The 26,687-nt window shown below is 36.6% G+C and carries 26 protein-coding genes; 15 read left to right on the top strand and 11 right to left on the bottom strand.

Features of this window, described 5'->3' with window-relative positions; translation table 11 throughout:
• Positions 1 to 5 precede the first annotated feature (5 nt).
• Entirely contained in the window at positions 6 to 1,091 is a 1,086-nt protein-coding gene (locus tag BM084_RS03445; protein WP_093302801.1) for an aminotransferase class V-fold PLP-dependent enzyme, read from the bottom strand.
• A 63-nt stretch (positions 1,092 to 1,154) separates the two neighbouring features.
• On the opposite strand from BM084_RS03445, the gene BM084_RS19370 reads away from it, so the two are divergent.
• The 5 genes from BM084_RS19370 to fabD all read left to right on the top strand — a co-directional run bounded on the left by BM084_RS19370 (position 1,155) and on the right by fabD (position 4,559).
• Positions 1,155 to 1,652, top strand: a complete 498-nt coding sequence (locus BM084_RS19370; RefSeq protein ID WP_075324840.1) for a 2TM domain-containing protein — start codon at positions 1,155 to 1,157, stop codon at positions 1,650 to 1,652.
• A 3-nt stretch (positions 1,653 to 1,655) separates the two neighbouring features.
• Positions 1,656 to 2,138 carry a dihydrofolate reductase gene (locus BM084_RS19365; RefSeq protein WP_075324841.1) on the top strand — a complete coding sequence of 161 codons (483 nt, stop codon included), beginning with the start codon at positions 1,656 to 1,658 and terminating at the stop codon, positions 2,136 to 2,138.
• Positions 2,125 to 2,976: a fructosamine kinase family protein gene (locus BM084_RS03435; protein WP_093302799.1), complete on the top strand. Its 852-nt coding sequence runs from the start codon at positions 2,125 to 2,127 to the stop codon at positions 2,974 to 2,976. Before BM084_RS19365 ends, BM084_RS03435 begins: the two co-directional genes overlap by 14 nt.
• 103 nt (positions 2,977 to 3,079) lie before the next feature.
• Positions 3,080 to 3,583: a pyridoxamine 5'-phosphate oxidase family protein gene (locus tag BM084_RS03430; RefSeq protein ID WP_075324843.1), complete on the top strand. Its 504-nt coding sequence runs from the start codon at positions 3,080 to 3,082 to the stop codon at positions 3,581 to 3,583.
• A gap of 94 nt (positions 3,584 to 3,677) precedes the next feature.
• Positions 3,678 to 4,559 carry an ACP S-malonyltransferase gene (gene fabD, locus BM084_RS03425; protein WP_093302797.1) on the top strand — a complete coding sequence of 294 codons (882 nt, stop codon included), beginning with the start codon at positions 3,678 to 3,680 and terminating at the stop codon, positions 4,557 to 4,559.
• Between the two features lie 242 nt (positions 4,560 to 4,801).
• On the opposite strand, the gene BM084_RS03420 is transcribed toward fabD, so the two are convergent.
• Both BM084_RS03420 and BM084_RS03415 read right to left on the bottom strand, forming a co-directional pair.
• Complete coding sequence (locus tag BM084_RS03420; RefSeq protein WP_093302794.1) at positions 4,802 to 6,082, bottom strand: metal-dependent hydrolase family protein; 1,281 nt, start codon at positions 6,080 to 6,082, stop codon at positions 4,802 to 4,804.
• Positions 6,083 to 6,091: 9 nt separating this feature from the next.
• Complete coding sequence (locus BM084_RS03415; protein ID WP_093302792.1) at positions 6,092 to 7,225, bottom strand: DegT/DnrJ/EryC1/StrS family aminotransferase; 1,134 nt, start codon at positions 7,223 to 7,225, stop codon at positions 6,092 to 6,094.
• 189 nt (positions 7,226 to 7,414) lie between these two features.
• Between BM084_RS03415 and BM084_RS03410 the strand changes: the two genes are divergently transcribed.
• The 4 genes from BM084_RS03410 to BM084_RS19085 all read left to right on the top strand — a co-directional run bounded on the left by BM084_RS03410 (position 7,415) and on the right by BM084_RS19085 (position 9,601).
• On the top strand, positions 7,415 to 8,662 hold the full coding sequence (locus tag BM084_RS03410) for a 3-deoxy-D-manno-octulosonic acid transferase (protein ID WP_093302789.1): 1,248 nt from the start codon (positions 7,415 to 7,417) through the stop codon (positions 8,660 to 8,662).
• Positions 8,663 to 8,734: 72 nt separating this feature from the next.
• Positions 8,735 to 8,968 carry a hypothetical protein gene (locus tag BM084_RS03405; RefSeq protein ID WP_075324848.1) on the top strand — a complete coding sequence of 78 codons (234 nt, stop codon included), beginning with the start codon at positions 8,735 to 8,737 and terminating at the stop codon, positions 8,966 to 8,968.
• 129 nt (positions 8,969 to 9,097) lie between these two features.
• The gene (locus BM084_RS03400; RefSeq protein WP_093302783.1) at positions 9,098 to 9,409 is read left to right on the top strand and encodes a hypothetical protein; all 312 of its coding nucleotides are present in this window, start codon (positions 9,098 to 9,100) and stop codon (positions 9,407 to 9,409) included.
• A 30-nt stretch (positions 9,410 to 9,439) separates the two neighbouring features.
• Positions 9,440 to 9,601 carry a Vmc-like lipoprotein signal peptide domain-containing protein gene (locus BM084_RS19085; protein ID WP_177195648.1) on the top strand — a complete coding sequence of 54 codons (162 nt, stop codon included), beginning with the start codon at positions 9,440 to 9,442 and terminating at the stop codon, positions 9,599 to 9,601.
• Positions 9,602 to 9,664: 63 nt separating this feature from the next.
• Here the strand turns inward: BM084_RS19085 and BM084_RS03395 are convergent, their stop codons facing one another.
• From BM084_RS03395 to BM084_RS03380, 4 genes are all read right to left on the bottom strand, one after another.
• A complete protein-coding gene (locus BM084_RS03395) occupies positions 9,665 to 10,438 on the bottom strand; it encodes an XRE family transcriptional regulator (RefSeq protein ID WP_075324850.1) in 774 nt (257 codons plus the stop codon).
• A 78-nt stretch (positions 10,439 to 10,516) separates the two neighbouring features.
• On the bottom strand, positions 10,517 to 10,894 hold the full coding sequence (locus BM084_RS03390) for a response regulator (protein WP_093302781.1): 378 nt from the start codon (positions 10,892 to 10,894) through the stop codon (positions 10,517 to 10,519).
• Positions 10,895 to 10,903: 9 nt separating this feature from the next.
• Positions 10,904 to 13,555 carry a PAS domain S-box protein gene (locus BM084_RS03385; protein ID WP_075324852.1) on the bottom strand — a complete coding sequence of 884 codons (2,652 nt, stop codon included), beginning with the start codon at positions 13,553 to 13,555 and terminating at the stop codon, positions 10,904 to 10,906.
• A 194-nt stretch (positions 13,556 to 13,749) separates the two neighbouring features.
• Positions 13,750 to 14,496 carry an SDR family NAD(P)-dependent oxidoreductase gene (locus BM084_RS03380; protein ID WP_093302778.1) on the bottom strand — a complete coding sequence of 249 codons (747 nt, stop codon included), beginning with the start codon at positions 14,494 to 14,496 and terminating at the stop codon, positions 13,750 to 13,752.
• Positions 14,497 to 14,607: 111 nt separating this feature from the next.
• Here BM084_RS03380 and BM084_RS03375 point away from each other — a divergent pair, with 111 nt between their 5' ends.
• The gene (locus tag BM084_RS03375) at positions 14,608 to 15,285 is read left to right on the top strand and encodes a M15 family metallopeptidase (protein ID WP_093302776.1); all 678 of its coding nucleotides are present in this window, start codon (positions 14,608 to 14,610) and stop codon (positions 15,283 to 15,285) included.
• Between the two features lie 24 nt (positions 15,286 to 15,309).
• On the opposite strand, the gene BM084_RS03370 is transcribed toward BM084_RS03375, so the two are convergent.
• A complete protein-coding gene (locus BM084_RS03370; RefSeq protein WP_177195647.1) occupies positions 15,310 to 15,768 on the bottom strand; it encodes a response regulator in 459 nt (152 codons plus the stop codon).
• Positions 15,769 to 15,954: 186 nt separating this feature from the next.
• Between BM084_RS03370 and BM084_RS03365 the strand changes: the two genes are divergently transcribed.
• Positions 15,955 to 16,353, top strand: a complete 399-nt coding sequence (locus BM084_RS03365) for a hypothetical protein (protein ID WP_075324856.1) — start codon at positions 15,955 to 15,957, stop codon at positions 16,351 to 16,353.
• Positions 16,354 to 16,458: 105 nt separating this feature from the next.
• On the opposite strand, the gene BM084_RS03360 is transcribed toward BM084_RS03365, so the two are convergent.
• Both BM084_RS03360 and BM084_RS03355 read right to left on the bottom strand, forming a co-directional pair.
• A complete protein-coding gene (locus BM084_RS03360) occupies positions 16,459 to 18,912 on the bottom strand; it encodes a zinc-dependent metalloprotease (protein ID WP_093302771.1) in 2,454 nt (817 codons plus the stop codon).
• Positions 18,913 to 19,100: 188 nt separating this feature from the next.
• Positions 19,101 to 19,862 (bottom strand): sterol desaturase family protein, encoded by a 762-nt coding sequence (locus BM084_RS03355; protein WP_075324858.1) that lies wholly within the window; start codon positions 19,860 to 19,862, stop codon positions 19,101 to 19,103.
• Positions 19,863 to 20,017: 155 nt separating this feature from the next.
• Between BM084_RS03355 and BM084_RS03350 the strand changes: the two genes are divergently transcribed.
• Positions 20,018 to 21,784: a mechanosensitive ion channel family protein gene (locus tag BM084_RS03350; protein ID WP_093302768.1), complete on the top strand. Its 1,767-nt coding sequence runs from the start codon at positions 20,018 to 20,020 to the stop codon at positions 21,782 to 21,784.
• 117 nt (positions 21,785 to 21,901) lie between these two features.
• On the opposite strand, the gene BM084_RS19655 is transcribed toward BM084_RS03350, so the two are convergent.
• Positions 21,902 to 22,288 (bottom strand): group II intron maturase-specific domain-containing protein, encoded by a 387-nt coding sequence (locus BM084_RS19655; RefSeq protein ID WP_075327847.1) that lies wholly within the window; start codon positions 22,286 to 22,288, stop codon positions 21,902 to 21,904.
• A 306-nt stretch (positions 22,289 to 22,594) separates the two neighbouring features.
• Here BM084_RS19655 and BM084_RS03340 point away from each other — a divergent pair, with 306 nt between their 5' ends.
• The 3 genes from BM084_RS03340 to BM084_RS03330 all read left to right on the top strand — a co-directional run bounded on the left by BM084_RS03340 (position 22,595) and on the right by BM084_RS03330 (position 26,207).
• Positions 22,595 to 22,858 carry a helix-turn-helix domain-containing protein gene (locus tag BM084_RS03340; protein WP_093302765.1) on the top strand — a complete coding sequence of 88 codons (264 nt, stop codon included), beginning with the start codon at positions 22,595 to 22,597 and terminating at the stop codon, positions 22,856 to 22,858.
• A gap of 5 nt (positions 22,859 to 22,863) precedes the next feature.
• Positions 22,864 to 24,126, top strand: coding sequence for a type II toxin-antitoxin system HipA family toxin (locus BM084_RS03335; protein WP_075324861.1), 1,263 nt, complete (start codon positions 22,864 to 22,866; stop codon positions 24,124 to 24,126).
• Positions 24,127 to 24,863: 737 nt separating this feature from the next.
• Positions 24,864 to 26,207, top strand: coding sequence for a tyrosine-type recombinase/integrase (locus tag BM084_RS03330; RefSeq protein ID WP_177195646.1), 1,344 nt, complete (start codon positions 24,864 to 24,866; stop codon positions 26,205 to 26,207).
• Positions 26,208 to 26,687: the final 480 nt, after the last annotated feature.

Here is a 26,687-nt window from a genome sequence, read left to right as displayed (position 1 = left end):
AAAATTCAGATCCCAAAATTCCTCAATTCCTTTAAAAGCAAATTCAGCTCCTTTTCAGTATTAAAATAATGAAAACTCACGCGTATTCCTTCTCCGCGTTGTGATGTAATAATTTGTTTGCTTCTTAGGTATTCAAACAATTTATTGTTGCCTTTTATATTAAAGATAGAAGAATGTTCAGCGCGATTTACCACGCTTTCTTCCAGGAGATTCATTTTGGTAAATTCAGATTTAGCTTTCCTGCTTAAAGCCTTAATTCTCGATGAAATTTCACCTATTCCTATCTTTTTAATCAGTTTTAAAGCTTCGGCCAAACTTCCATAATTCAGCGTATCCTGGTGGCCGGGCTCAAACTTTCCTATAAAATTTCCCTCGTGAGCTTTGTATTTTCCCTGTAAAGAACCAAAACCTAAAGCTTTTGGAGCAATCTTTCCTTCCACTTCTTTTTTAAAGAGCATAAATGCATTTCCATACCCGGCGTTTAGCCATTTATAGGTGCTGCAAATTAGAATATCAATAGCACTCTCATTAAAATTATAAGCTTCAGTGCCGCAAAACTGGGTTCCATCGGCTATAAATAATGTTTCAGGATATTCCTTTTTTAGATTTTGAAGAAATTCCAGGTCTATTTTAATTCCGTTAATGTATTGTACGACGCTAAAAGCAAAGAAATCGGGTTGCTGTTTCTCGAAAGCTTCAGCGATATTTTTCTCTAGACTTTCATTAATTTCAGCATAAGATATTTCAAAATCCCTGGATTCTACGGCCCAGTTTAGCGACGGATAATCATTTTTAACCAGTAGTGCTTTTTGAGGTTTTTCAAGCCCTTCCAGCAAAGTATTAAATCCGTAAGAGAAATTGGGCACTAAAGCCACCTGTGTATGTGGGCATACAAAAGTTTCGCCAACAAGCTCCCGGGTTTTGCTTAAAATCCCGGCTTGCTTCTCTTTAAAAACGCTTGCTCCAAGAAGAAAATCTAAATCGTGATTTTGCCTGAATTCCCAAACCGCTTCCGGCAATAATCCCGAAGCCGCGGTATTTAAATAGGTATATTGTTCTAAAACCGGAAAGCCTTTTCTTAAATTCTCCATTTTCCTCTACGAATTGTTAACAAAAACTGTAAATTTGGAATAGACACTAAAGTAATTCTAATTATGTTTTCTAAAAAGAAAAACACTTCCAAACTCGATGCAGAACAGCGTGAACTCTATGAACACGCACGTAAACGCACCCTGCAAAAAAAGAGATTATTTCAGCATTTTATAATATTTCTAATCGGGGCCGTATTTCTCATCGTTTTAAATGTGGTTATTGGCTATCAGGAGAATTTTATGCCATTGGGCTATAACTGGTTTGTATGGGCCATTTTACTTTGGGCGTTTATCTTTTTGGTTCACGTATTTAATGTTTTTATCACCAATAAATTCCTGGGTAAAGAATGGCAGGATAAGCAAATGGCAAAATTAGTACAGAAACAAAAAGAAAAAATTGCGAAAATGCAAACGCAGGTTGAGAAAGATTTTCCTGCAAATCCGCCGCAAAAAGAAACTACCCAAAAACCAGAAAATACGCCGGAATTAAAAAGCGGAAACGAGCGTTTTAAACCAAAGACTAACGATCCCGAAAAGCCAGATCAACCATACAATACTTAAAATATGATAACAATGATTGCCGCTGCCGCGGAAAATAATGCGCTGGGAAAAGATCAGGATTTAGTGTGGCACCTGCCAGACGATTTTAAGCGTTTTAAAAGACTTACTACCGGGCATCACATTATTATGGGAAGAAAAACTTTTGAAACTTTCCCGAAACCACTTCCAAATCGCACCCATATTGTAATTACCCGAAAAGATAATTATCTGCACAAAGATGCCACCGTGGTTTCTTCTTTAGAAAAAGGGCTGGAATTTGCCAGAAAAGATGAACAGCCTTTTATAATTGGTGGCGGTGAAATTTATGAATTAGGAATGGACGTGGCCGATAAAATTGAACTAACAAGAGTGCACGGTACTTTTGAAGCCGATACTTTTTTTCCGGAAATAGATGAAGAAAAATGGAAGTTAATAGCCGAAGACTTTCACCCGAAAGACGAAAAACACGATTACGCCTTTACTTACCTTACCTATGTTAGAAAATAACATTCTAAATAAAATAGCTGAAGAACATAACCTAAACAACGCAAAATTTAACCGACTAACCGGTGGAGATATCAATGATGTTTTCCTAATTACTTCGGAAGAGAAAAAGCAGGTAGTAAAAATAAATAATGCTGAAAAGTTCCCGGGAATGTTTGAAGCCGAAAAAGCCGGCCTGGAAGCTCTTCAAAAACCAAAAGTAATTGATGTTCCCAATATTCTGGGAATTGGTAAAATTGAAAATACTTCATATTTACTTTTGGAATACAAAGAGAGTACCGCCAAATCCTCCACTTTCTGGGAAGATTTTGGAAAGCAAATGGCCGCTTTGCATAGAACCACTTCAGAGGAATTCGGATTTCACCAGGATAATTATATTGGTAGTCTTCCGCAACAAAACAATGCTGCAGCCTCAGCAGCCAACTTCTATATTTCTGAACGACTGGAACCTCAACTAAAGATAGCGAAAGATAGAGGTTATGACCTTGGTGTCACTAGATCGTTTTTCAGCAATATTTCAGCAATAATTCCAGATGAAAAACCCTCGCTAATTCACGGTGATCTTTGGGGTGGTAATTATCTGGTTAATGGAAATGGCGATCCCTGCCTTATAGATCCTGCCACAGCTTTTGCTCCACGTGAAATGGACCTTTCAATGATGCAACTTTTTGGCGGATTTGATAAGGAATTATTTAATAGCTACAAAAAGGATTTTCCTTTAGTATCGGGTTTCGAAGAACGAATTCGGCTTTGGCAACTTTACTATTTATTGGTTCATCTTAATCTTTTTGGTGCCGGATATAAAGCTCAGGTTACCAGTATTATTAAGCAATTCAGCTAATTTCACAATTCTTAACAGGACACTTTATTCTTTTAGGAGTTTATTAGCGCAGATAGGCGTGGATACTCATTAAATTCAAACTTCCAACTTAAACTTAAAAAAAATGAGTACTGAAAATTTGAATAAAGACGAGGCTTTAGATAAAATGAAGTCAATGGTAAAAGACATTAAAACCTGTATGTTTGTTACAGATTTTGGCAACAAACCCTTAAGTGCCGTACCAATGACTACCAAAGAGGTAGATAAAGAAGGAAATATCTGGTTCTTTAGCAGGCTGGATAGCGACCATAATGGAGATATCGCCAAAGATAATGATGTTCAACTTCTATATAGTGATACCTCAGATATGGAATTTATAAGCATTTACGGGAAAGCTACTATAGAAACCAATAAAAATGTTTTAGAAGAATTCTACGGAAAAATGGATGATGCCTGGTTTAATGGGGTAGATGATCCTAATTTAACCGCAATAAAAGTAGTTCCAAAAGAAGCTTATTTTTGGGATAACAAGCAAAATAAATTTGTAACCTTTTTAAAAATAGGAGCGGCAGCAGTAACCGGTGACAAAAAAGGAGATATTGGAGAAAAAGGAAAATTGAATCTTTAGATTTAGAAATTCTCAAGGAAAGACCTCGTAACAGCGCATTTGTTATGAGGTCTTTTTTATTATTTCTATTTTAGCCGAATCTAAATTGAATATTATGAACGCATATATTTTTCCCGGTCAGGGAGCCCAGTTTTCAGGAATGGGATTAGACCTTTTTGAAAAATCTACTAAAGCACAGGATCTATTTAAAAAAGCCAACGCAATTTTAGGTTTTTCAATTACCGATATTATGTTTGAAGGTACTGCTGAAGACCTAAAGCAAACCAAAGTTACACAACCAGCCGTATTTTTACACTCGGTTATTTTAAGCAAGGTTTTAGGCGAAGATTTTAAACCAGATATGGTTGCCGGACATTCTCTGGGTGAACTTTCTGCACTCGTGGCCAATAACACCCTTTCTTTTGAAGACGGATTAAAGCTGGTTTATAAACGTGCTATGGCAATGCAGGAAGCCTGCGAATTAGAACCTTCTACTATGGCCGCTGTTTTAGGCCTGGAAGATGAAGTTGTTGAAGCTGTTTGCGCCGAAACAGATGGAATTGTAGTAGCTGCCAATTATAACTGCCCGGGGCAATTAGTGATTTCTGGAGATATAAAAGCGGTTGAAGCTGCTTGTGAAACTTTAAAAGAACGCGGTGCCAAAAGAGCAATGATCTTACCTGTAGGCGGTGCTTTCCACTCGCCATTAATGGAACCAGCCCGAAAAGAACTTGCTGCTGCAATAGAAAACACAACATTTAATACCCCAACCTGTCCAATCTATCAGAACGTGAGCACTTTTGCTGTAACCGACCCAGAAGAGATTAAGAAAAACCTGGTTTTTCAATTAACCGCCCCAGTGAAATGGACACAAAGTGTTCAAAATATGATTAAGGACGGTGCTACTAATTTTACCGAAGTAGGCCCCGGAAAAGTTTTACAGGGGTTAGTTAAAAAAATAGACCGACAAATGGAAACCGCTTCGGCTTCTATCTAGGACTGAAAAATCAGAATTAAAGTAGGCTTTCTGAATAACAATCTTTCGTCAAGCTGAACGCGTTTCAGCTTCTAATACGTTAGATCCTGAAATAAATTCAGCGTGACGGTAGAAACTTGGATTCCAAGAGACAGAAGAAATTCCTGAAAGTAAAAAATCCTGAAGTTGTGAACTTCAGGATTTTTTATTTCTATCTGTTTACAGAAAAAACTTCACAACTCCGCTGGAAGTGATAAAGGAATTTATTTTTTATAAATCTTTCCTTCTTTCATTACGAATTTCACTTCTTTTAAAGTCTCAATATTTTCGGTTGGATCTTCGTCTACTGCAATAATATCGGCATAAAAGCCTTCGGCAATCTGACCAATTTCATCCTCCATTTTTAAAATTTTAGCTGCCGTAATTGTAGCACTTTGAATTGCTTCTATTGCCGGCATTCCGGCTTCTGTCATATAAACAAACTCCCGCGCATTTTCACCGTGCTTAAAAACTCCGGCATCAGTACCAAAAGCAATACCTACTCCCCTTTTATAGGCGCGCGCAAACATATCCTGAATTTGAGGTCCAATTTCCTTTGCCTTTGGTACTACAAGCTCAGGATAGTAATTTTCAATTTCGGCATTTTGAGTCACCTCTTTCCCGGCTGTAATTGTTGGTACCAGGTAAGCATCGTGTTCTTTCATTAAATCCATTGTTTCTTTGCTCATCTTTGTACCATGCTCAATGGTTTTTACACCGGCTCTAATGGCGCGCTGCATCCCCTCATCGCCGTGAGCGTGCGCTGCCACGTGAAAATCATAATCATTTGCAGTTTCTACGATTGTTCTTATTTCGTCTTCGGTAAACTGCGGATTAGAACTGCTTTTAGCTACACTTAGAACTCCGCCGGTAGCTGTAATTTTAATTAAATCGGCACCATTTTTATAACGTTGCCGAACTGCTTTTGCAGCATCTTCAGGACCGTTAACCACACCCTCCTTTGGCCCGGGGTCTCCGGTTAATTCCTTATTCATTCCGTTGCTTGGATCGGCGTGACCTCCTGTAGTTGCTAAAGATTTTCCGGCGGTAAAAATTCTAGGACCGTCAATTTTTCCTTTATTTATAGCATCGCGAAGGGCAATATTTACCCCGCTTCCGCCTAATTCCCTAACTGTAGTAAAACCGGCCAATAGCGTGGTTTTAGCAAAACCAACCGAGTTAAATGCCGCATCTTCTGGATCGTTTATAAAACGCTCCATATATTTTTGCGGATTTGTTTCACTTTCCAGATGCACATGCATATCGGTTAGCCCCGGAAGCACGGTTTTATCACGTAGATCTATTAGTGAATCATTTTCACTTTCCGGATTTACAAATCCGTTTTCTATACTTTTAATCCTTTTTTCAGAAACAATTATTGTTTTTTCAGTTAGTACTTTTCCTGATTTTGTATCTACCAATTTCCCGGCCTGTATGTAGAAATCCTGTGCCTGAAGCCCTGCAGATAAGAATATTCCGAAGCAAAAAATTAAAAGTTTTTTCATATTAAAAATTTAAGTGTCTAAAAAATTCTTGATGGTAGCGGTAATATACTCAATTTGTTCATCATCCAATTCGGTATGCATTGGTAAGGAAAGTACTTCCTGAACCAATTGATTGGTCACCGGGAAATCGGCTTCATTATATCTTGAATCTGTGTAGGCTTTTTGCTTATGTAGGGGAATTGGATAATAAATTCCGAATGGAATTCCCTTCTCCTGCAGGTGCTTTGCCAGGGCATCACGTTTTCCGTTTTTAATTTTCAAGGTATATTGGTGATAAACGTGAGTATCTTCTTTGTCTAGTAGTACCGGTGTAATTATATCTTCCTGGCCTTTAAAAGCTTCAGAATATTTATTGGCAGATTTTCTTCTGGCTTCATTATACGAATCTAATTTTGGAAGTTTGGCTCGTAAAACTGCCGCCTGCAAACTATCTAACCGGGAATTAACTCCCACTACATCGTGATGATAACGCTCGTACATACCGTGATTTACAATTCCTCGAATAGTGTGCGCCAAATCATCATCATTGGTAAAAATAGCACCACCGTCACCGTAACACCCTAAATTTTTAGAAGGAAAAAAAGAAGTAGCACCAATATGGCCAATTGCACCAGTTTTTTGAGTTTCGCCGTTTTTAAAATGATAATTCCCTCCAATGGCCTGTGCATTATCTTCAATTACATAAAGATTGTGCTCTTTGGCAATTTCCATAATCGCATCCATATTGGCAGCCTGACCAAAAAGATGAACAGGAACAATGGCCTTGGTTTTTGGCGTGATTGCCTTTTTTATGGCTTCGGGGTCTATATTAAAACTATCGGGTTCAACATCTACAAGCACAGGGGTTAACTGAAGAAGCGCTATCACCTCAACGGTAGCCGCAAAAGTGAAATCGGCAGTAATTACTTCGTCTCCCGGTTTTAGATCAAGACCCATCATCGCTATCTGTAGAGCATCGGTCCCATTGGCACAGGGAATTACGTGCTTAACCTGGAGATATTCTTCTAAATCTTTTTGAAATTGCTGAACTTCAGGACCATTAATAAATGCCGCATTTTCTATAACTTCCTGAAAAGAAGAATTTACCTGATCTTTTATTCCATCATATTGACCTTTAAGGTCAACCATCTGTATCTTTCTCATCTATCTATATTTTTTCTTCCCAATTTAAATTAGCAGGGACTAATGATTCTGTTCATTTACTGCCATTATTTGGGACCCGCATAATGCCGGTTTCATGTGTTTTTTTAGAGTCACGAAAATACGAAATAAGCTCCCTATTGCCAATCAATTTTAATTAAAGGCCTATTTTCGCATAAGAAACAAGTTATTTTGAAGTCACTTTACAACTTAGCTACGAAAATTGCCGGAAAAGCATTACCGCTGGTAGGCAGGTTTAATCATAAACTCAAATTGTTTACCGAGGGCAGAAAATCGGTTTTTGATAAATTAGAGGCTGAAATAGATCCTGCTTCTCAATACTTATGGTTTCATGCGGCTTCCCTGGGCGAATTTGAACAGGCTTTGCCCATTATTGAAGAGGTAAAAAAGGAATTTCCCAAGTATAAAGTATTGATTACTTTTTTTTCTCCTTCGGGTTACGAAAACAAGAAAAACCATCCGCTGGCAGATGTAATTACCTATCTGCCGCTGGACACCCCGGGCAACGCAAATCGATTTCTTGAGCTAGTTAAGCCAAAAATTGCATTTTTTATTAAATATGAGATCTGGCCAAATTTCTTAACCGAATTGGATAACCGAAATATTAAAAGTTTATTGGTTTCGGGAGCTTTTAGAGAAAACCAAATATATTTTAAACCTTATGGCGGACTTATGCGGAAAGCCCTCTCAAGATTTGATCATTTTTTTGTGCAAAATGAAGCTTCAGTAGAATTACTTAAATCTATTGGTTTTAATAATATTACCCTAAGCGGTGACACGCGATTTGATCGCGTATCAAGGCAAATACAATATGATAATAAGCTCGATTTTGCCGAAGAATTTATAAATAATGAAACCTGTCTCGTTGCTGGAAGTACCTGGCCTGAAGACGAAGAAATCTTGCTTCCATTTATCAATAAAACCTCAGCAGAAATAAAGATAATAATCGCACCTCACGAGATTAAGGAAGAAAAAATAAAGGTGCTGGAGCAAAAAATTAAGAAGAGAACTATTCGATATTCAAAAAAGGAGAACCACGACCTGGCAAATTTTGAGGTATTAATTTTAGACACCATAGGTTTATTGGGCAAGGTTTACAGTTATGCCAGTATTGCGTATGTAGGCGGCGCTGCGGGAACTTCGGGACTTCATAATATTTTAGAACCCGCAACCTTCGGAATTCCTGTTATTATAGGGAAGAATTATAAAAACTTCCCGGAAGCTATTCGGTTACGGCAGCTTGCCGGTTTATTTTCAGTAGAAAATTCTTCAGAATTTAACGAGGTATTAGTAAAGTTAGTTGCTAATAAAGACTACAGAGAAAAAACCGGAATGATTGCCGGACACTTTATTAATAGTAATACCGGGGCTACCCAAACCGTAATTAATTACCTAAAGCGTTTACCCGGGTTTAGCTAAAGTTTCCTAAAAAATAAATACAGCTAACATTTATATTGTAATTTCGACATATAAATTAATAAACTAAACATTATGAAACGAGTACTTATTACTGGAGTAATTTTACTGTTTACCGCTGTGAGCTTTACCTCCTGCCGTGAAACTACAGAAAAAGAAACCGTGGTTAGGGAAGTTGAAGTTGAAAAAGAGGAAGCAGCAGAGCCTGAAGAAGAACGTAAAGGAATCCTGGAACGTGCAGGCGAAAAAGTAGACGGCAAAGTAAATGAAGAAATAGACGAAGAGTTAGATAAAATTGACGATAATTAAACAAAAACAATAAAACAGGTTTAAAGGAAGTGTTTTCGTTATTTTTTATGAAAATTTTAATATTGTTTCTGTTAAAATCCACTTTTACATTTCTAATTTTGCTTTAATAAACTAGAAACAACCAAATTTATGAAACGATCAATTTTAATGCTCGCTATGTTTTTTACCCTTAGTACAGCTTTTACTTCCTGCCGTGAGGTTAATGAAGAAGAGAACGAAATGGAAATGGAGGGTGAAGAAATGGAAAGAGAAATGGAAAGAGAAATGGAAGGCGAAATGAACGAGATGGAGGATGATTTGGATAATGTTGGAGATGACATTGAAGATGCCGCTAACGATGCCGGAGACGCTGTTGAAGATGCAGCTAATGAAACCGGTGAAGTAGTGGAAGATGCTGCCAACGAAGTTGAGGATGAAGTTGAAGGTAACGACGACTATTAATTCTATTAATAATTAACTAAACTTAGAACTATGAAAAAATTAATTTTAATGCTCGCTATTACCTTTAGTACCGCTGCGGTTTTTACTTCTTGTAGAGAAGAAAAATCTGGTGTGGAACAAGCTGCAGACGATGTTGAAGACGCTGCAGAAGACGTAGGAGATGAAGTAGAAGATGCTACAGACGACATGTAGGATCTAACAAATTAACCAACCAAAGAGAAAATCCTTTTTGATTAAATTCAAAAAGGATTTTTTTTATGCTTGCTTTTTAAACGATTTTAGTTCCCGTTTAAGATCTTCCATAGATTGCTTTAATTCTCTAAACAGTCCGCTTTCAGAAGGGTTGTCTAAATTAAAGGTAAGTTTAGAATTTACCTGCCAGAGTTCCTGTACTTCATTAATATTTACTTCTATAGGAAGATATTCTTCATTTAATGAAATTAAAAGGATTTTAGAAGCATCGGGCAGTTTTTGAAGTTTTTTAACCAGCACAGAATCCTGTAAAACCACCACATAAATTTTATTATTACTCGCCTGGTCTAAATCTGGTACCGCTTTGGCCAAAACCCATTCTTTGGGATAATAGTTGGGCAACATACTATCTCCTTCAATTTGAAACCCACGATAGGTGGCGTTTCTAAATTCCGGCAGGGGAATATCAAATGCTGGTAATTGCTGGTACCATTCTACATCCTGAACGTTATGAGGATAACCGGCAGCCGCTTTTTGGTTTACCATTACCATATTTTCATTATCTGAAGAATCTACGGTAACAACCTTAGGGCTCACATCGCCTTTGCTTAACTGTAAATACTTTTGACCACTCTGCCCAAATAGCCATAGAGGGTTTATTCCAAACTGACTTAAAAGCTCGGCGACCACTTTTCCAGAAAGTTTGGTACGTCCGCGTTCAATATCGGCTGTTGAGTTTTTTATCCCTAAAAGCTCGGCAAATTCAGATTGGGTAAAGTTATTTTCTTCCCTTACTTCTTTAAAATGTTTGATGTCTATAGATGGAGGCTGGCCCATAATTTCTAATGTTTAGGAATTTATCCAATATTAATCAAATTTATTGGATAAATTCCATATCTACAAAAGAAATGTATTCTATTCTTTTTGTGCGCCAAGTATTTTTTCTATCTTTTCGGTAAGGTCTTCTACTTCAAAAGGTTTTGCAATAAAATCGTTAGCGCCTGCATCTTTACATTTTGGACCGGCATCGTGCAAGGCCGACATCATAAGAACAGGAGTTTTTTCAATCTCGGAATTTTTTCTTATTCCGGCGCAAACATCGGTGCCATCAACGCCAGAAATTAACATATCTAAAAGTACGATATCTATATTTTCCCGCTGGATTAATTCTTCAGCCAATAATGGCTTTTCGGTTACAATTACTTCATAACCGTAAAATTCCAGTAATGTTTTTAACATTTCACCAATTCCCGAATCATCATCTACAACCAGAATCTTTGTATTTTTCTGCATATTTATATATTAAGAGGTAATTTGCGCAGCATCCAGAATGAATGAAAATTCTGAACCTTCGCCTAATTTGCTTTTCACTTCTATTTCTCCATTATGTCTTTCCATAATTTCATTCGCCAAATATAATCCTATACCAAAACCTGAATAAGTCTCTTCACTTTTAACCCCCACTCTATAAAATCTTTTAAAGATTTTTTTATGGTTTTCGGTACTAATTCCAATACCGTAATCTTTTATAATTACTTTTATTTTATCGCTGGCTTTCTTTACGATCTTTACGTTAATATTGAGGCTGCCAGGTGAATATTTTATGGCATTTATTATTAAATTAATAATTACCTGCCCAATACGATCCCTATCTGCCACTACCATAGCCTGCACTTCACTTTCCAGGTCTATTTTATGCTGTGTATTGGTATAATTTATATCCTGAATAGTCTCGGCAACCAGTTCATTTAAATTGAATTCTTCCTTCTTTAATTCCAACTGATTTTCCCGTATTCTGGAAAGATCCAGTATTTCTGAAATTAATCTTGTTAATCTTGAAACCTGGTGATTTATACGTTCTAAGGAAGGTTTTAATGGTAGGTTAGAAGCTTCTGCTTCCCCCTGTTTTTTAAGTAAGCTTAATAATAATTGTACATAACCTTTTATAGAGGTAACCGGGGTTTTTAACTCGTGACTAACCATTTTAAGGAATTCTTCTTTACGTTTTTCCTCTTCCTTAATTTTATCGATTTCGGTATTTGCGGCAATCCACATTTTTATGGAGCCATCGTCTTCCTTAACCGCTTCACACCTGCTTAGATGCCAAATATATTTTCCTTCTTTATTTTTTAAACGCAGTTGCATTTCAAGATCGCAGCCGGTGTCAAGGCAATTTTCCCAGGCTTCTAAATACGTTTGTTTTTCATCGGGATGAATAAATTCTACCCAGCCAATTTTCTTAAGGCTTTCACTTGCCTGCCCTGTAAAATCTAACCAGTTTTTATTGAAATAAATATCATTTCCACGGGCATCGGTTTTTGAAACCATTCCAGGCATTAAATCGGCCATTTGCCTAAAATGAAATTCACTTTCCTTTAATAGCATTTTAGACTTCACAGATTCGGTTACATCTATTGCCATATTTAAAATCCCGTAGATCTCCCCGTTTTTATCCCGCAATGGTTTGTAAGTAAAATTGTAAAAACCGGTTTGCATTTCACCATCTATAAGAAGATCTACTTTATCTTCTTTTCCCCAATAGGTTTCGCCGGTTCTATAAACATTTCTAAGTAATTCTAAAAAAGGTTGTCCGTCTAACTCGGGAAGAGCCTGGGCTAAGCGTTTTCCTATAACCGAAGTATCTTTTCCCCAAAGTTTAAGCATGGCATCGTTAGCCAGCTCAATATTCATGTCTATCCCGGTATAAATAGCGGTTGCTACCGTAGCTTCTTTTACAATTCCCTGCATGCGGTGTTCTTTTTCCCGCACCAGGTTTTCTTTTATTTTTTCGTCGTGCACATCTATTACCGTACCTATCATCCCCTCATATTCCCCGTTCGCGTCAAACCTGGGGCTTCCTTTATCCATAACCCAACGGTAATCCCCTTTTGCACTTTGAAGCCTAAAGGTAGAGCTGTATGGTTTTCTTTCTTTTTGCGCTTCAAGAAAACTCGTTTTAGCTCCATCATAATCTTCAGGATGAATTGTTTCCAACCAACCAAAAACCTTTGCAGCTTCCACTTTTTGACCAGTATAGGAATACCAATTTTTATTTAAAAAGGTACTTTCTCCTTGATCATTGGTAATCCAAATAATTGCAGGAACGGCATCAATAACTTCTTTTAACCGGTCTTCATTTTCTTCAATCTTTTTACGAGCCAGGACCTGCTCGGTCACATCAATAGCATGGACAAAAACACCATCTATTTTACCTTTTTTATTCCGGGTGGGTTCATAAACAAAATTGAGAAATGAATTTTTAAATTCCCCCTTTTTGTCCTGAAGATTAATAGCAAGCTCGTTACCAATATATGGTTCGCCTGTTGAGTATACGGTATCTAAAAGATCTATAAAACCTTGATTCCCTACCTCTGGCAGGGCTTCCTTTACCGTTTTCCCTATAATATTCCTGTTACCAATTAATTTAAGATAATTTTCATTTGCTACCTCAAAAGTATGCTCGGGCCCTCTAAGAATACAAATTGCAGCTGGCGCATTAGAAAGAATATTGTCTACAATTCTATTAAAAACTTTTTCCTGACGGGATAACCTGCCAGTTGATTTAAGCCTTTTAAAACTTATAAGAATTAACGGATTTGTAGCTGGCAGTGAAAGTAAAGAAGCATTTACAGAGAATTTCTTTTTTGTATTTTCGGAAAAATGTAGCGCTACAATTCTATCAGAAATAGATTTCTCTCCATTTTGAAGCTCTTTCAGAATTTCTCTAAATTCAGCAGTATCTAATTGTTTCTGATTAAAATTAAAAACTGAAACCCCTTCCTCTTTTTCACTAATTTTAAATTTTTTCTCAAAATTAGCGTTGTATGCCACTACATTTTGGTTTACAGTCAATACCAATAGTGGTTCTCTAACGGTTTTAAGTAATCCGCTGGCATAATTTTTAAGATTGGCTAATTCCTCTTTAGGAAGTTTAGAGGTGTCAGATTCTACCATAAATATTATCTAAATCTTCAGTTTAAATGTGCTAAATTAAAGCCACTAAATTACTATTTTAAAACAGCAATTTCCTTTTCTATTTCTTATGAAAATCATAAAGTTATAGCTCATAAAAAGGAGAAACAAACTTCAATAAAAAAACCGACGAAAATAATTTTTCATCGGTTCTTAAGCAATTAATTTAAAAAGAATTATTGCGCTAAATACCCACCATCAATAGGATAGTAAGCGCCAGTAGCAAAAGACGACTTCTCGCTTGCCAGCCATAAAAATAACTGGGCTACTTCATCTGCCTCTCCCAATCTCCCAATTGGATGTGCATTTACCAACTGCGATAACAAATCATTATCTAAATCTTTTAACATTGGGGTATTTATAAACGCAGGGCCAACAGAATTTACCCTTATAGCTTTGGCAGAATATTCCAGGGCTGCAGATTTTGTTAAACCTACCACCCCGTGTTTTGCCGCAACATATGCTGCCGAATTCGCAAAACCTACGCTTCCCAAAATAGAAGCCACATTTATAATTGAACCTTTACCATTTTTAAGCATTTCTGGAATTTGATATCTCATCCCGTAGAAAACGCCCGAAAGATTTATAGCAATCACCTTATCCCAGCCTTCAACCGGATATTCGCCCACGGGGTGTTGTGGCCCTCCCACTCCCGCATTATTCACTGCAATATCTAATTTACCGAATTTCTTTACTGCCTGAATAACACTGTTTTCAGAGTCCTGGGCTTTAGAAATATCTGCCTTAAAAAATACAGCTTCTCCACCATCCTCATTAATTTTCTTCGCCAGTTTCTCTCCTTTTTCAATATCTATATCGGTTAGAAAAACCCGGGCACCTTCCTTTGCAAAAAGCAAAGCTGTACTTTCTCCAATTCCCGACGCTGCTCCAGTTATGAGCGCTACTTTACCTTTTAATTCCATGGCTTGATTATTTAAATTAAACAGCTTAAAATTAGCCTTTTAAATACCAAAATAATATGAGGAATATCAGGGAATAATATTTTAAGTAACTTGGCTTAAAATTGAATACAAATGAAAAGCTTAACCTACCTTTTATTAATTTTAATTAGTTTTAATTTCGTCACGGCCCAGGATAAAAAGCTACCGGAAGGCTTTATTTACCTCAAAGAGAAAATACCTGATATTAAGCTTGACATTCGATATGCCGGAAGTAATAATTTTATCGGAAAACCGGTAAACGCCTACCAAAAGCCGGTAGCCATTTTAACCGAAGCGGCTGCAACTGCACTGCAAAAAGCTCAAAAAGATTTAATGGCAGAAGGTTATTGTTTCAAAATATTTGATGCATACCGTCCGCAAACAGCGGTTAACCATTTCATTGAATGGGCTAGAATTCCTGCAGACACGCTTACCAAACAAAAATTCTATCCAAATGTTGCCAAAAAAGACCTGTTTCAGCTAGGTTACATCGCTACTAAATCGGGGCATTCCCGAGGCAGCACTGTAGATCTTACTATTATTAATATCCAAACCGGAGAGGAGTTAGATATGGGAAGTGGTTATGATTTCTTCGGAGATATTTCTCACCACAACACAAATAAAATCACTAAAGAACAAAGAGCTAACCGTTCGTTATTGAAGCGAATAATGATTAAAAATGGCTTTCGGCCCTATCCCGAAGAGTGGTGGCATTATACCTTGAGAAATGAACCATATCCTGAAACTTATTTCGATTTTCCGGTACAATAGATTTTTAGGTGATTAAGTCTTAAGTTAAATCGCATGAGGTCTTTCACCTTCTTCTAATTCTTCCTTAAATTCAAAATTAAAGGTGTTTCTTAAAACCTCCTGGTCTAAAATTTCGGAAAGCTCCTGAGTATCTAAAAATTTATCATAGTAACCAATAACCCTACTGTATTTTAAAGCTCGATTTTGGTCTGGTTCATACATAGAAGCACTTAGTATAACTACATAAATAGAATTTTTATATTTAAAATTTTCAAGAAAATCCAAAACATCCCAGCCATTTACCCGTGGCATATTTAGATCTAAAAAAATAAGTTTTAAATGCTCTGAGTTTGCAGTTTGTTTTAGGTGATCTATTAATTCGCCACCCTGCCAGAAGCCTTTTATTGGGCAATTCACTAATTTCTTTAAACTTCTTAATTCTAACTTTAAAATAAGTGAATTGTCTTCGGCTAGTAAAATTTCATACCTGGGGGGCTTCTGCATATGCTCGCTTTTGGAGCTAAAGTTTATAGGTAACTTTAACGCCATAAAGATACGCTGTAAAGCTTCCTTCGCAATAAGAAAAATGCAATATTTATGAGGTTAACCAAAGAAAAATAATTGGTAATCCTATAAAATTAAAATTCATTATGAAATTTTAGTATTTTCACTAAAATTTTTGTTGGATCAATGAAGATAAAATTAGACGAGGAGAACAGGCAGCTAAAAATTGATGATAATATCAAAATCACCTATTGGATGCTAAAATTCGTGATGTTTACAAATATATTTCAAATGTTACTCCGGGTTTTTAAAACTCCGGTAGCCAACTGGGATTTTCTCACCTGGCTTTGGATTCCGATTGGTCTCGTGTCGCTTTTTACATTGTATTATTTCACTAATCTTAGCACTAAAGAAGTGATTCCTTTAGATGAAATTCAGCATCCTATTCTAAAAAATTTCTTCGGAAGAAAACGCTTAAGCCTAAAACTTAAAAACGGCAAAGCAAGACATATTCCAACCAATTCGATTAAAGAAATGGAACAAATTCAGAAATTTATAAACTCATCACAGAAAGCAACAACTTAGATTCTAAAATGATCCCGAAGCGTCGGGACAGAATATTGAGCAAAAAATAAAACCCCGAAAAACGTTTACGCTTTTCGGGGTTTCTATGGATTTTGCTGCTAAAAATTAAGATTCTACATCTAAGGCAGCATCTATCCTGGCGATTAAATCTTCCCAGTGATATTGAGTCAATGAATGATTCACTCCAGATTTTCTACGATTTATCTCACGCTTTAATGTTTGCATTTCACCGCGCATAAGAGGTAAAATATCAGATTTCAATAAAGCTTCGTTATCTTCAGCATTTAATTTTTTAAGATATTCTGAAGCAATATCTACATAAGAACGCTGAAGGTTTCTCCGGTAAGCATCAACCTTATTTCGATTATAAAGTTCGCTGAAAATACCTTTTCGTAAATCGCTCATTAAATTCACCGCGGAATAGGCTTTATCACCATTTACTTCTTCATTGGAGATCATTCTGTTTAAACGATCTTCATCCAGCAAACTACTTAAGGTACGAGTCTGCAAATTCTGCACTCGTTCTATAGCTCCCGAAGCTTCAATTCGGTTTAAAATTTCCTGGTTAAGCAACCAATCTGGTGTTGTGAAAGCCTCTTTAACTAAAAAGTTCACAGCTTCTTCCTGCTTTTCCTTCGGAACATTTTCATAAACCACGCCATCCTGATTAGAGGTTTTACGAGTTTCGTAAACCCCGCCAACATTGGCGACCACGTGAGATACATAACCTCTCCACATATAAGTTAACTCTCTGTACACTTCTTCAAGATCGTCATAACCGTAACCGTCTTTAGAAGTCCACTCAATTAAGTTTGGCACTACTCTTTTAAGATTCGCCAATCCGTATTCACTGGCTTTCACCTGGTCATCTCCCAAACTTTCTCGCTGCGATTGTGGATCTACTCCGCCATAACCATTTCCAAATTCATACCATGGATTTCCAGCTTTTTCTAAAATCCATTCATCTAATTTTTCTTTTTCCGCTTCGGCGGACTCGGCTTCAGGCAAATATCTATAACCCCAGTTGATGGCATATAAATCATAAGGTCCCATCATTCTAATATATCTCACTCCTTCATCTTCCGGTTGCGCAACATAATTTACCCTTGCATAATCCATGATAGATGGCGTTAAACCATATTTCTGGGTAAACTCAGCCGATCTTAACGAATCTGTTGGGTAAGCAGAACTCGCTTTCATATTATGCGGAAGTCCAAGCGCGTGGCCAACTTCGTGAGCAATTACCATACGCATCATTTCTCCGATTTCAGTTTCGGGGGTATTTAAAGTCCTGGCATCTTCGGTTTGCGCTCCGGCTTCAATCATATACCGGTTTCGGTAAGAACGCAAATGATTATGATACCAAATAATGTCACTTTCAATAATCTCCCCGGTTCGCGGATCGGTTACCGAAGGCCCCACCGCATTCCTGGTAGTACTGGCTACGTAACGCACCACCGAGTAACGCACATCTTCAGGGCTAAACTCGGGATCTTCTTCTTTGGTTGGCGGATCTTTAGCGATAATCGCATTTTTAAATCCTGCTTCTTCAAAAGCCACATTCCAGTCTTCAATTCCCTGTTTAAAATAAGGGCGCCATTTTTCAGGCGTGGCAGGATCTAAATAATAAACTATAGGCTCTTCAGGCTCTACCAGTTCACCACGTTTGTAAGCTTCAATATCTTTAGGCACTAATTCCCAACGGCGAATCAGTTCATAATCATCGGCTTTTAATTCTTCTGAATTATAATCGTATTTATCTATAGTAAACCAGCCCACTCGATGATCTGCAATTCTTGGCTGCATTTTATCGTCTGGCAACAAGATCATAGATTGATTCATCATCATAGAAATAGTCCCAGCCTGGTCGCGTGTTGGCGGCTCTTCAGCCTCGTAAGTCATTACGTGTTTTACCTCTACGTTTTTTGGGTAAGAACTGGCAGACTCTATATAAGACCTGCTCTGGTCCAGTTTCTTTACTTTATAACGTTTCCGAAGAGAAGAAGAAAGTCCATTAATAGCTTGCACCTCGTTTTCAAACAAATCACTTACCTCAATTACCACACTTGTGGAATCTGCGTTATAAGTTTCAATTTCTGAACTAAAGAGGATCGGGAAATAATTATTGGCCTGCACCGATTTGTAAATAGGCGATTCTTCATCGCTCATATTTTCAAAACTAATCACCTTTACATCAATATTTCCTTTTCGTTTCGTCCAGCGCACTACCTGCTCGTTAACTTTAGAACCGGCATTCACATAACCGCCGCCATAACCATCGGGCACACCGGCGATACGGCTTACCAATAGCATATCTTTCTCCAGTAAATCTACAGGAATTTCAAAGTAAAGTTTATCATCTACAAAATGTGTTGTAAAAAGTCCTTCATCAGATTCAGCTTCTGAAGTGATGACTTCATCGTAGGATTTGAGTCTGCTTGTAGATTTTTTTGAAGTGTTTTCAGCCGACTTCTCTTTACTACTAAAAACAGATTTCTCACTTCCGCAGCCAGTTGCAAGTATTGCGGCCAACCCCAGAATAGGTAATTTTCTTATCATGAATTTTTTATTTTGGCTTCAAGATAAGGAAACCTGAGAAAATGTTTGAAATATAGGAAAGGAAGAATTGTTATTTATAAATAAATCAACCGTTGAACTGAACATGTTTCAAATTCTAACAGGACTAAAATACCCATAACTTAGATCCCGAAACAAGTTCAGGATGACGGGGAAAAGTTCTTAGCACCTTATTCCGAAGAAATTTTTGAGTTGCTTTCGGTATTCATCCATCTGTCCCAGAAAGTGAAATAAAGTCCGAAATTAGTTTTAAACTCGGCGTGATGAAAATGATGGTGCGTGGCACCAATAAACATTTTTCCGAAGCGGCTATTCATAAAAGCTTTAGGATAAATTTCAATATCCAAATGATTTATCACGCTGCTAAGCGTCATAAAAATCAAATAAACACCAATCACAATGGGATGAACGGGCAGAAAGAGTAGAATTACCGGAACTACTATAGCTTCTAGCAGCGATTCCCACGGATGAAAGGAAAAAGCCGTCCATGGGCTGGGCACTAAACTATCGTGATGCACTTTATGAATATTCCTAAAAACTTTTGGCTTGTGCATCCAGCGATGCACCCAATAATAATAAGTTTCGTGAAGCAGAGAAAGTAAAATAAAACTGGCCGGTAAATACCATAATCCAAATTTATCTAGCTCCAAATAAATTGCAGTAAAGCCTTTTTGCCAAAGAAAATAGGTAAGCGCGCCAAAAAAGCCAAAAATCACCGATGACCACATGCTCCAGTAAATTTCCTTTTTTAACTGCCCTTTTCTAAAACCACGTTTACTTAACCTTTTATTGCTGAATTTTTCACTTTTCAGTCTATAATAATACCAGTAGAATATTCCCGCGGAAATTAAATATCTTAGAAAAACCGCGGCAAAAAAGATAAGCACACAAATAAAGAAAAGCCCCGGGTTATTAATTTCGAAGAAAACCATATTAACCGAATGTAGCGAATAAGAGCGTTATTTGGAAATCAACTTTTCAGAAAATATTCTTAAACTTTAAAGAATTTAATTACCCGTAAGGTTTGTAAAACCTTATAATCTTTACAATTTAGTATCTTCGGTTTAACTTAGCCAATTTCCCAGTTATGAAGAGAGAATTCAAGCCTTTTTATGTAAAATTCATATTCTTAATCGCTTTCCTATTCATTAGCAGTATACCTGCTAACGCCCAGTTTCCGTTAGGGAATAGTCAAAATAATGAAGCTGATGCCCAGGAAATTCCTGAAGATATTTTAGGCAGAAGAACCCCACGTGGTACGGTAACTGGGTTTATAAATGCTGTGGCCGGGCAAAATTATAATCGCGCCTCGAGATACCTCAATTTCCCGGGAAATATTACTTCTGAAGAAGAGAAAGAACGGGTGGTCCTGGTTTTGCAACGCCTATTTGACCAAAAGGGAAGTATGCTCCCCTATTATCTAATAAGCGATGATCCCAAGGGAAAAACCGATGATGATTTTGAACCAAAACTGGAGAAAGTAGGAAGTGTAAGCCCTGACGATGAATTGATTGAGATTTTTCTAAAACGGCACGATGATGAAACCGGAAATGGAATCTGGCTTTTTTCAGCTGAAACAGTCGAAGCCATAAGTTCGGTTAGCCTTCAAAATTCGGCTTTTGTAGACCAAATAATTCCGGGATTTCTTAATAAATATCTTTGGGGTGGGGTACCTGCCGGACAATGGATTGTGGCCTTATTACTTATTGGATTAAGTTATCTTATTTCTTTTTTGATTATTTCTTCAATAATTTTTCTATTAAAAAAACTTTGGAAAAGGATTAGAGAAGAACCCATTTCAGGAATAATTACCGCGGTAAAACTTCCCTTAAAATTATATGTAGCCGTCTGGATTTTTGTTGCATTTTCAAGAAACCTGGAACTATCTATTATTTTGCGTCAAAAATTTAGTGCTATCACCATTATAGTTGGTATTGTAGCTGTTCTTATTCTCCTCTGGCGACTATCAGATTTTATAGGAAAATTTAGTCAGGAAAAAATGTTATTACGCGGAAATCCGGCGGGAGTTTCAATAGTATTATTTCTGCAGCGGGCGGCTAAGATCGCAATTGTTATTTTTGGTATAATATTTAGTTTAGGGGCAATTGGCATTGATGTAACTACCGGTTTGGCCGCCCTGGGAATTGGTGGTATTGCTCTTGCCCTGGGAGCTCAAAAAACGATAGAAAATTTTGTGGGAAGTGTGACCCTAATTGCCGACAGGCCCATTCGTGTTGGCGATTTTTGCCGGGTGGGGCAAATCACTGGAACAATTGAAAAGATTGGTATTCGATCTACCAGAATTAGAACTTTAGACCGCACCGTAGTTACCATTCCCAATGGAGCATTTTCATCTGACACGATTGAGAATTATGCCCACAGGGACAGGTTTAGATTTATAAGTGTTTTAAATTTTAGATACGAAACATCGCCAGATCAGCTACGCTATTTACTTACCGAATTGAGAAAAGTGCTTTATGCGCACCCTAAGGTCTATGAAGAACCGGCTAGAATTAGGTTTATTGGTTTTGGAGCCCATTCACTGGATATTGAAATTTTCGCCTATTTGGAAGCTAAGGATTATAATGGATTCCTGGAAATTCGTGAAGATCTCATGCTACGAATGATGGATGTTGTAGACCGTAGTGGTACCGATTTCGCTTTCCCATCGCAAACTATTTACTTCGGAAAAGACCAGGGACTTTCTAAAGAAAAAACTGCTGAAGCAGAAGCCGTAGTTGAAAACTTGAAGAAAGAAAGAGAAATGCCACTTCCGCAATTTACCCGCGAACAAATTGACGCATTAAAAAACAAATCCAGTTACCCACCTGAAGGTTCGAGTACATCTATTTAGAATACTCAGCATTCAAAATCGAGTAGGAAGATAGGGATTATCTTATTAAGATTATTGTTCCCTATCTGTCCTCTCACACCACTCAGCGTACGGATCCGTACTGAGCGGTTCCCTAATTTACGTTCTAACTTTAAGATAATAATCCAGCAGAAAAGGGTAGCCAGCCTTTCTCAGTCTGTGCGTGGTAATGGTCCTTGTGAGGATAAAGCTGTTGGCGATATGCCAGTGACTTCTCCTCGTGTTGGCATATTCCCACGCTTTCCACTTGTTCAAGCCAAGCTTGATAAGCATCTTTTCTTTCGTGCGAATGCGTTTCCATTGTTTCCAGATACACATCCTTAGACGTCGACGATACCAGCGATCTATGTTTCTCAGCAGGCTTTTTATATCTGCCATTTTAAAGTAGTTCATCCAACCTCTAACGTAGTGGTTGAGTGTTTCCTTTCTCTGGTCTTCACCCCATCCATTGTTCCTTGATGTAAGCTGTTTTAACCGCTGTTTCATTTTTCGGATACTTGTTGGATGGGCTCGGAGTCTACTGATACACATCCTGATTTTTATAAATAAGAACAATGATTCTTAGTTTGCGGCTAATGCTGTTAAATAGATCAAATAAAAGAACCACAATCCTATGCGACCTATGCTGTTTTTACTTAACGCTTAACTTCCCGTATACTATAAAAACAGCATAGGATCCGGCGCAAGGTTATGGTAGATATGGGGCAAAAGACAGAATAAACCTAATTACTGGGTTTATTATAATACACATATTAAGATTTTTAGCTATATTTGTTTATTATAACATACATTATGCTCGAACTCGTCACTATAAAGCAAACCAAAGAAGAACTAGGTAAATGGTGCAAACTTCAGAGAGGTCGTTTTGAATTAAGCCAGCAAGAATTGGCTGATCAACTGGGAATATCCCGATATACTATTCAAAAATTTGAAAGTGGTAAAAACTCAACAATTGATACCATTTTAAAAATTGCCCACCATTTCGATGATTTGGAGAAGTTTTATAAAGGTGTAAAAGCTTATAATGAAAAAAATACTAATCGCTCCTTATATTAACCATTATGGCTAAAAATACTATCTTAAATGTAAAGCTATTTGATTATGAGGTTGGAAAGTTAGGTTACGATTTGGATCAACGAAAAAGTTTCTTTCAGTATAATCCTGAATTTTTAGAAACCAATGAATTGCGAAACATTTTTCCATATATCATTAAACGAATAAAACCTGTACAGGTATTCTCTGAGTTTGAAGGAAATACTTTTAAAGGTCTTCCTCCGGCCATAGCTGATTCCCTTCCAGATATGTTTGGAAATATCATTTTCAAGGAATGGTTTAAAGCCAATAATAAAGATAAAACTAAACTCACCCCACTGGAGCAGTTAACCTATGTAGCTAATCGTGGTATGGGTGCTTTGGAATATGAACCGGCACAAAATATCCCAAAAACTTCAGCAATTGACCTTGAAGAAATTATTAGTGTATTAAAGCAAGTTATAGATCAAAAAGAGCAAACTTCAGAAAAGAAATTTGATAATCTTGCTTTATTAAATATTTTTAAAATGGGAACCTCTGCTGGTGGAGCCAGGCCTAAACTTTTAATTTCCGAAAACATTGAAACAGGAGAGATTATTCCGGGTGATATCGTTTCCTCTAAAGATTACAAGCATTACCTGGTAAAGCTTTCTCTATATGAAGATAGTTATAATAAAGAAGTAATAGAATATGCTTACTACAAGGTGGCTACCGCTGCAGGAATAACAATGATGCCTTCTAAACTGATTAACGATAAACATTTCACCACCTTGAGATATGATAGGCAAAATGGAACAAAACAACACGTTTTAACCGCAAGCGGACTGACCGGATGGGACTTTCAAAAACCAGAGAACTCATCTTATGAAAACCTTTTCAAATTAGCTCTGGATTTAAAAGTACCTTACAATGAGATTCAGGAACTTTTTAAGCGAATGGTTTTCAATTTGGTCTTTGCCAATATTGATGACCACTTAAAAAATCATTCCTTTATATATGACAAAAAAACAGACAAATGGAACCTCGCTCCTGCTTACGACCTCACCTACCCATTAAACGTAGACTTTAATTATCATAAAGTGAGTCGTGCACTTTCCTTAAATAATAAGCGAGAGAACATACAGTTACAGGATTTGCTTACGTTAGCAGAAGAATTTTCGATAAAAAATCCAAAAGGCATAATTGAGAAAGTCCAGGAACAGATTTCTAATTGGCCGGTATTCACAAAGGAACTTAATATCCCAGAATACGTAGTAGAAAAAATCTCCAAAGAATTCAAAATCTTATCGTAAAATAGATTTCAAAGATTTTGAATAAAGATGCAATTTTATATACAATTCACACTCAATATTAAATATTGTCATTCCAGTTTCAATCTAATGGCAATTCATTAACTTAAAAAAGCTACTGAAACATCATTATTTATATCACGTATCGCGATGCGCAATATTTAAAATTCAGTTGTTCCGTAATTTATAAACTTCGATAATGAACCTGGAATATATAACTCCAAAAAGAAAAACCAACTAAAAGTATTGAGAAGAAAAATATAGGTTATTTCCAATCATTTTTAAAATCACCCATAAAATATAACTGATCGATAAAATATATTATTTAGTGTTATTCTTCAATATTTATTGTTATTAGTGGTTACTTAATGTTATTTGTGAGTTTTTATAAGTAGTAAAGCAATTTATGTTAGATTGATTCAATAATATCGGAAAAATCTTACAGGAGAAAGTTAAAATAGTGAATCTGATATTTTTTAACATTTTGCGTACAATTTAACGTACAAATACAATTTTCAAAAACAAAAAAGCCTTGAAAATCAGATGATTAACAAGGCTTTAAGTACTCGGGACGGGACTTGATATTCAATTCAAAATTATTTTCGTTTTATTATATATTACTATATATCAGTGCTTTAATAAATTTTAATGGTAATTGAATTCATTTAAAAACATATTATGTCGGGAACATGTCGGGAAAGTGTCGGAAAAGATTTATTTTTACTTTAAAGACTTTCAGCATGGCTACAGTGAAACTTTTTATTAGAGGAAAACAAGATCCTAGAACAATTTACCTGCGCTTTATTCACGGTAGAAAACATGATTATACCAAAAACTCTGGTAAAATTGTAAATCTCTCCAATTGTATTTTAGCAGGTAACGGTAAAAAGAGCTTAATATTAGAAGGTGTTAAAAGAAATTCACCCGAAATGAAGAATCTTAACCGAAATTTACGGGATATTAAAAATTACATAATAGACATGTATGATGAAGCCACTCCTGGGGAAGTTAGCGGCGATTGGCTTCAAAAACAAATCGATATTTTTAATGGAAACTTTATTCCAGAAGAGGACCAAGGGAAACAGGGAAACTCACTAACAGAAGCCATACAAACCGTTATTGACACTGCCAATATTAGAGAAAATTCTAAGGGTGGTTTAGGCCTTTCCAAGAGCCGCGTGAATTCATATAAAAATTTACTGAAAATCATTAAGGTGTATCAGGGAAAAAAGTCTCTTAAAGTTCAAGATGTGGATATCAAATTTGGCAAATCTTTTTTAAACTGGATGTTAAACAAACAAAACTACTCTGAAGGCTATTCAAAAAAGAAAATTGACGACCTTAAAACTGTTTGTACTGATGCTGAAATCAATGGAATTCAAGTTAGTCATCAACTCAGAAAAATAAAGGGAGGAAAAGCGAAAACAGAGCATATAATCTACCTAACTCCCCAAGAGCTGGAAAAAATTGAAAAAACAAAATTACAAAATCAATCCCTTATAAATACTCGAAAATGGCTATTATTAGGTTGTAATATTGGACAAAGAGGAGGTGATTTATTAAATCTCACAGAAGAAAACTTTATCGTTCGAAATGGATTAGAACTTATAGAGTTAAAACAACAAAAAACAGGGAAGCAGGTTACCATTCCGGTTTTACCCAAAACAAAAAATATACTTAAAGAAGGTTTTCCTTACAAAATATCCATTCAAAAATTTAATGATCAGATTAAACTCCTTTGTGAAGAAGCGAAAGTAAATCAACTTATTGAGGCAAAAAAAATTGAAATGGTTGATGAAAAGGGAAATGTTATTCCTAAAGATAAAAACGGCAAAAGAAAAAAGAAAGGAGTTAAAAGAAAAATTTCTGGTACTTTTCCGAAATATGAACTTATTACTTCTCACGTTTGCAGGAGATCTTTCGCTACAAATACCTATGGAAAATTGCCAACCCCTTTAATTATGCAGATAACAGCCCACAGTACCGAAAAAATGTTCCTTGGCTACATCGGAAAATCTTCAATGGATTATGCTCAACAAATTGCGGATTTCTACGCAAAAGAAGAAGTGAAAAAATCTATTTGATAATTTGCCGCCACCCCGACTAATCGTACTTTAAATGGATATGAAACACTGTTAATCTATTTTTTTCTCGACACTTCATCAGAGGTTCATTTGCATTCGTCTCCATTATCCATACCTGACTAGCTCTCGGCATAGCCTTTTCCAAAACGCTCGATACCTTGGCTCTTTACCAAAGCACCTTATGTTGGTTTGGTGCTCTCCCCTGCAGGACAGCACCGGTGGGTTGGTTCCACCATCTTGTAGACAGTTGCGTAACGACTTTCAGCCGGTCGTTACTCTCGGCACACATATGGCTCGTAACGGATTTTATGCACGTACTTGTCAATAGACCTTTATTTTATTGATTATCTTTATGTTAAATACCAAAACCGCTGTTTTTTATAGGATACGTTGTTGAACTAAACCTAAAGGTAGCTTCAAGAGATCGCTAAATCACTATTCACTACCTTTAAGTATCTCTAATTATAATATTGAAAGTTA

The organism is Salegentibacter agarivorans, from assembly GCF_900113135.1.
Lineage (GTDB): Bacteria > Bacteroidota > Bacteroidia > Flavobacteriales > Flavobacteriaceae > Salegentibacter > Salegentibacter agarivorans.
This window is presented reverse-complemented; position numbering and strand designations above follow the sequence as displayed.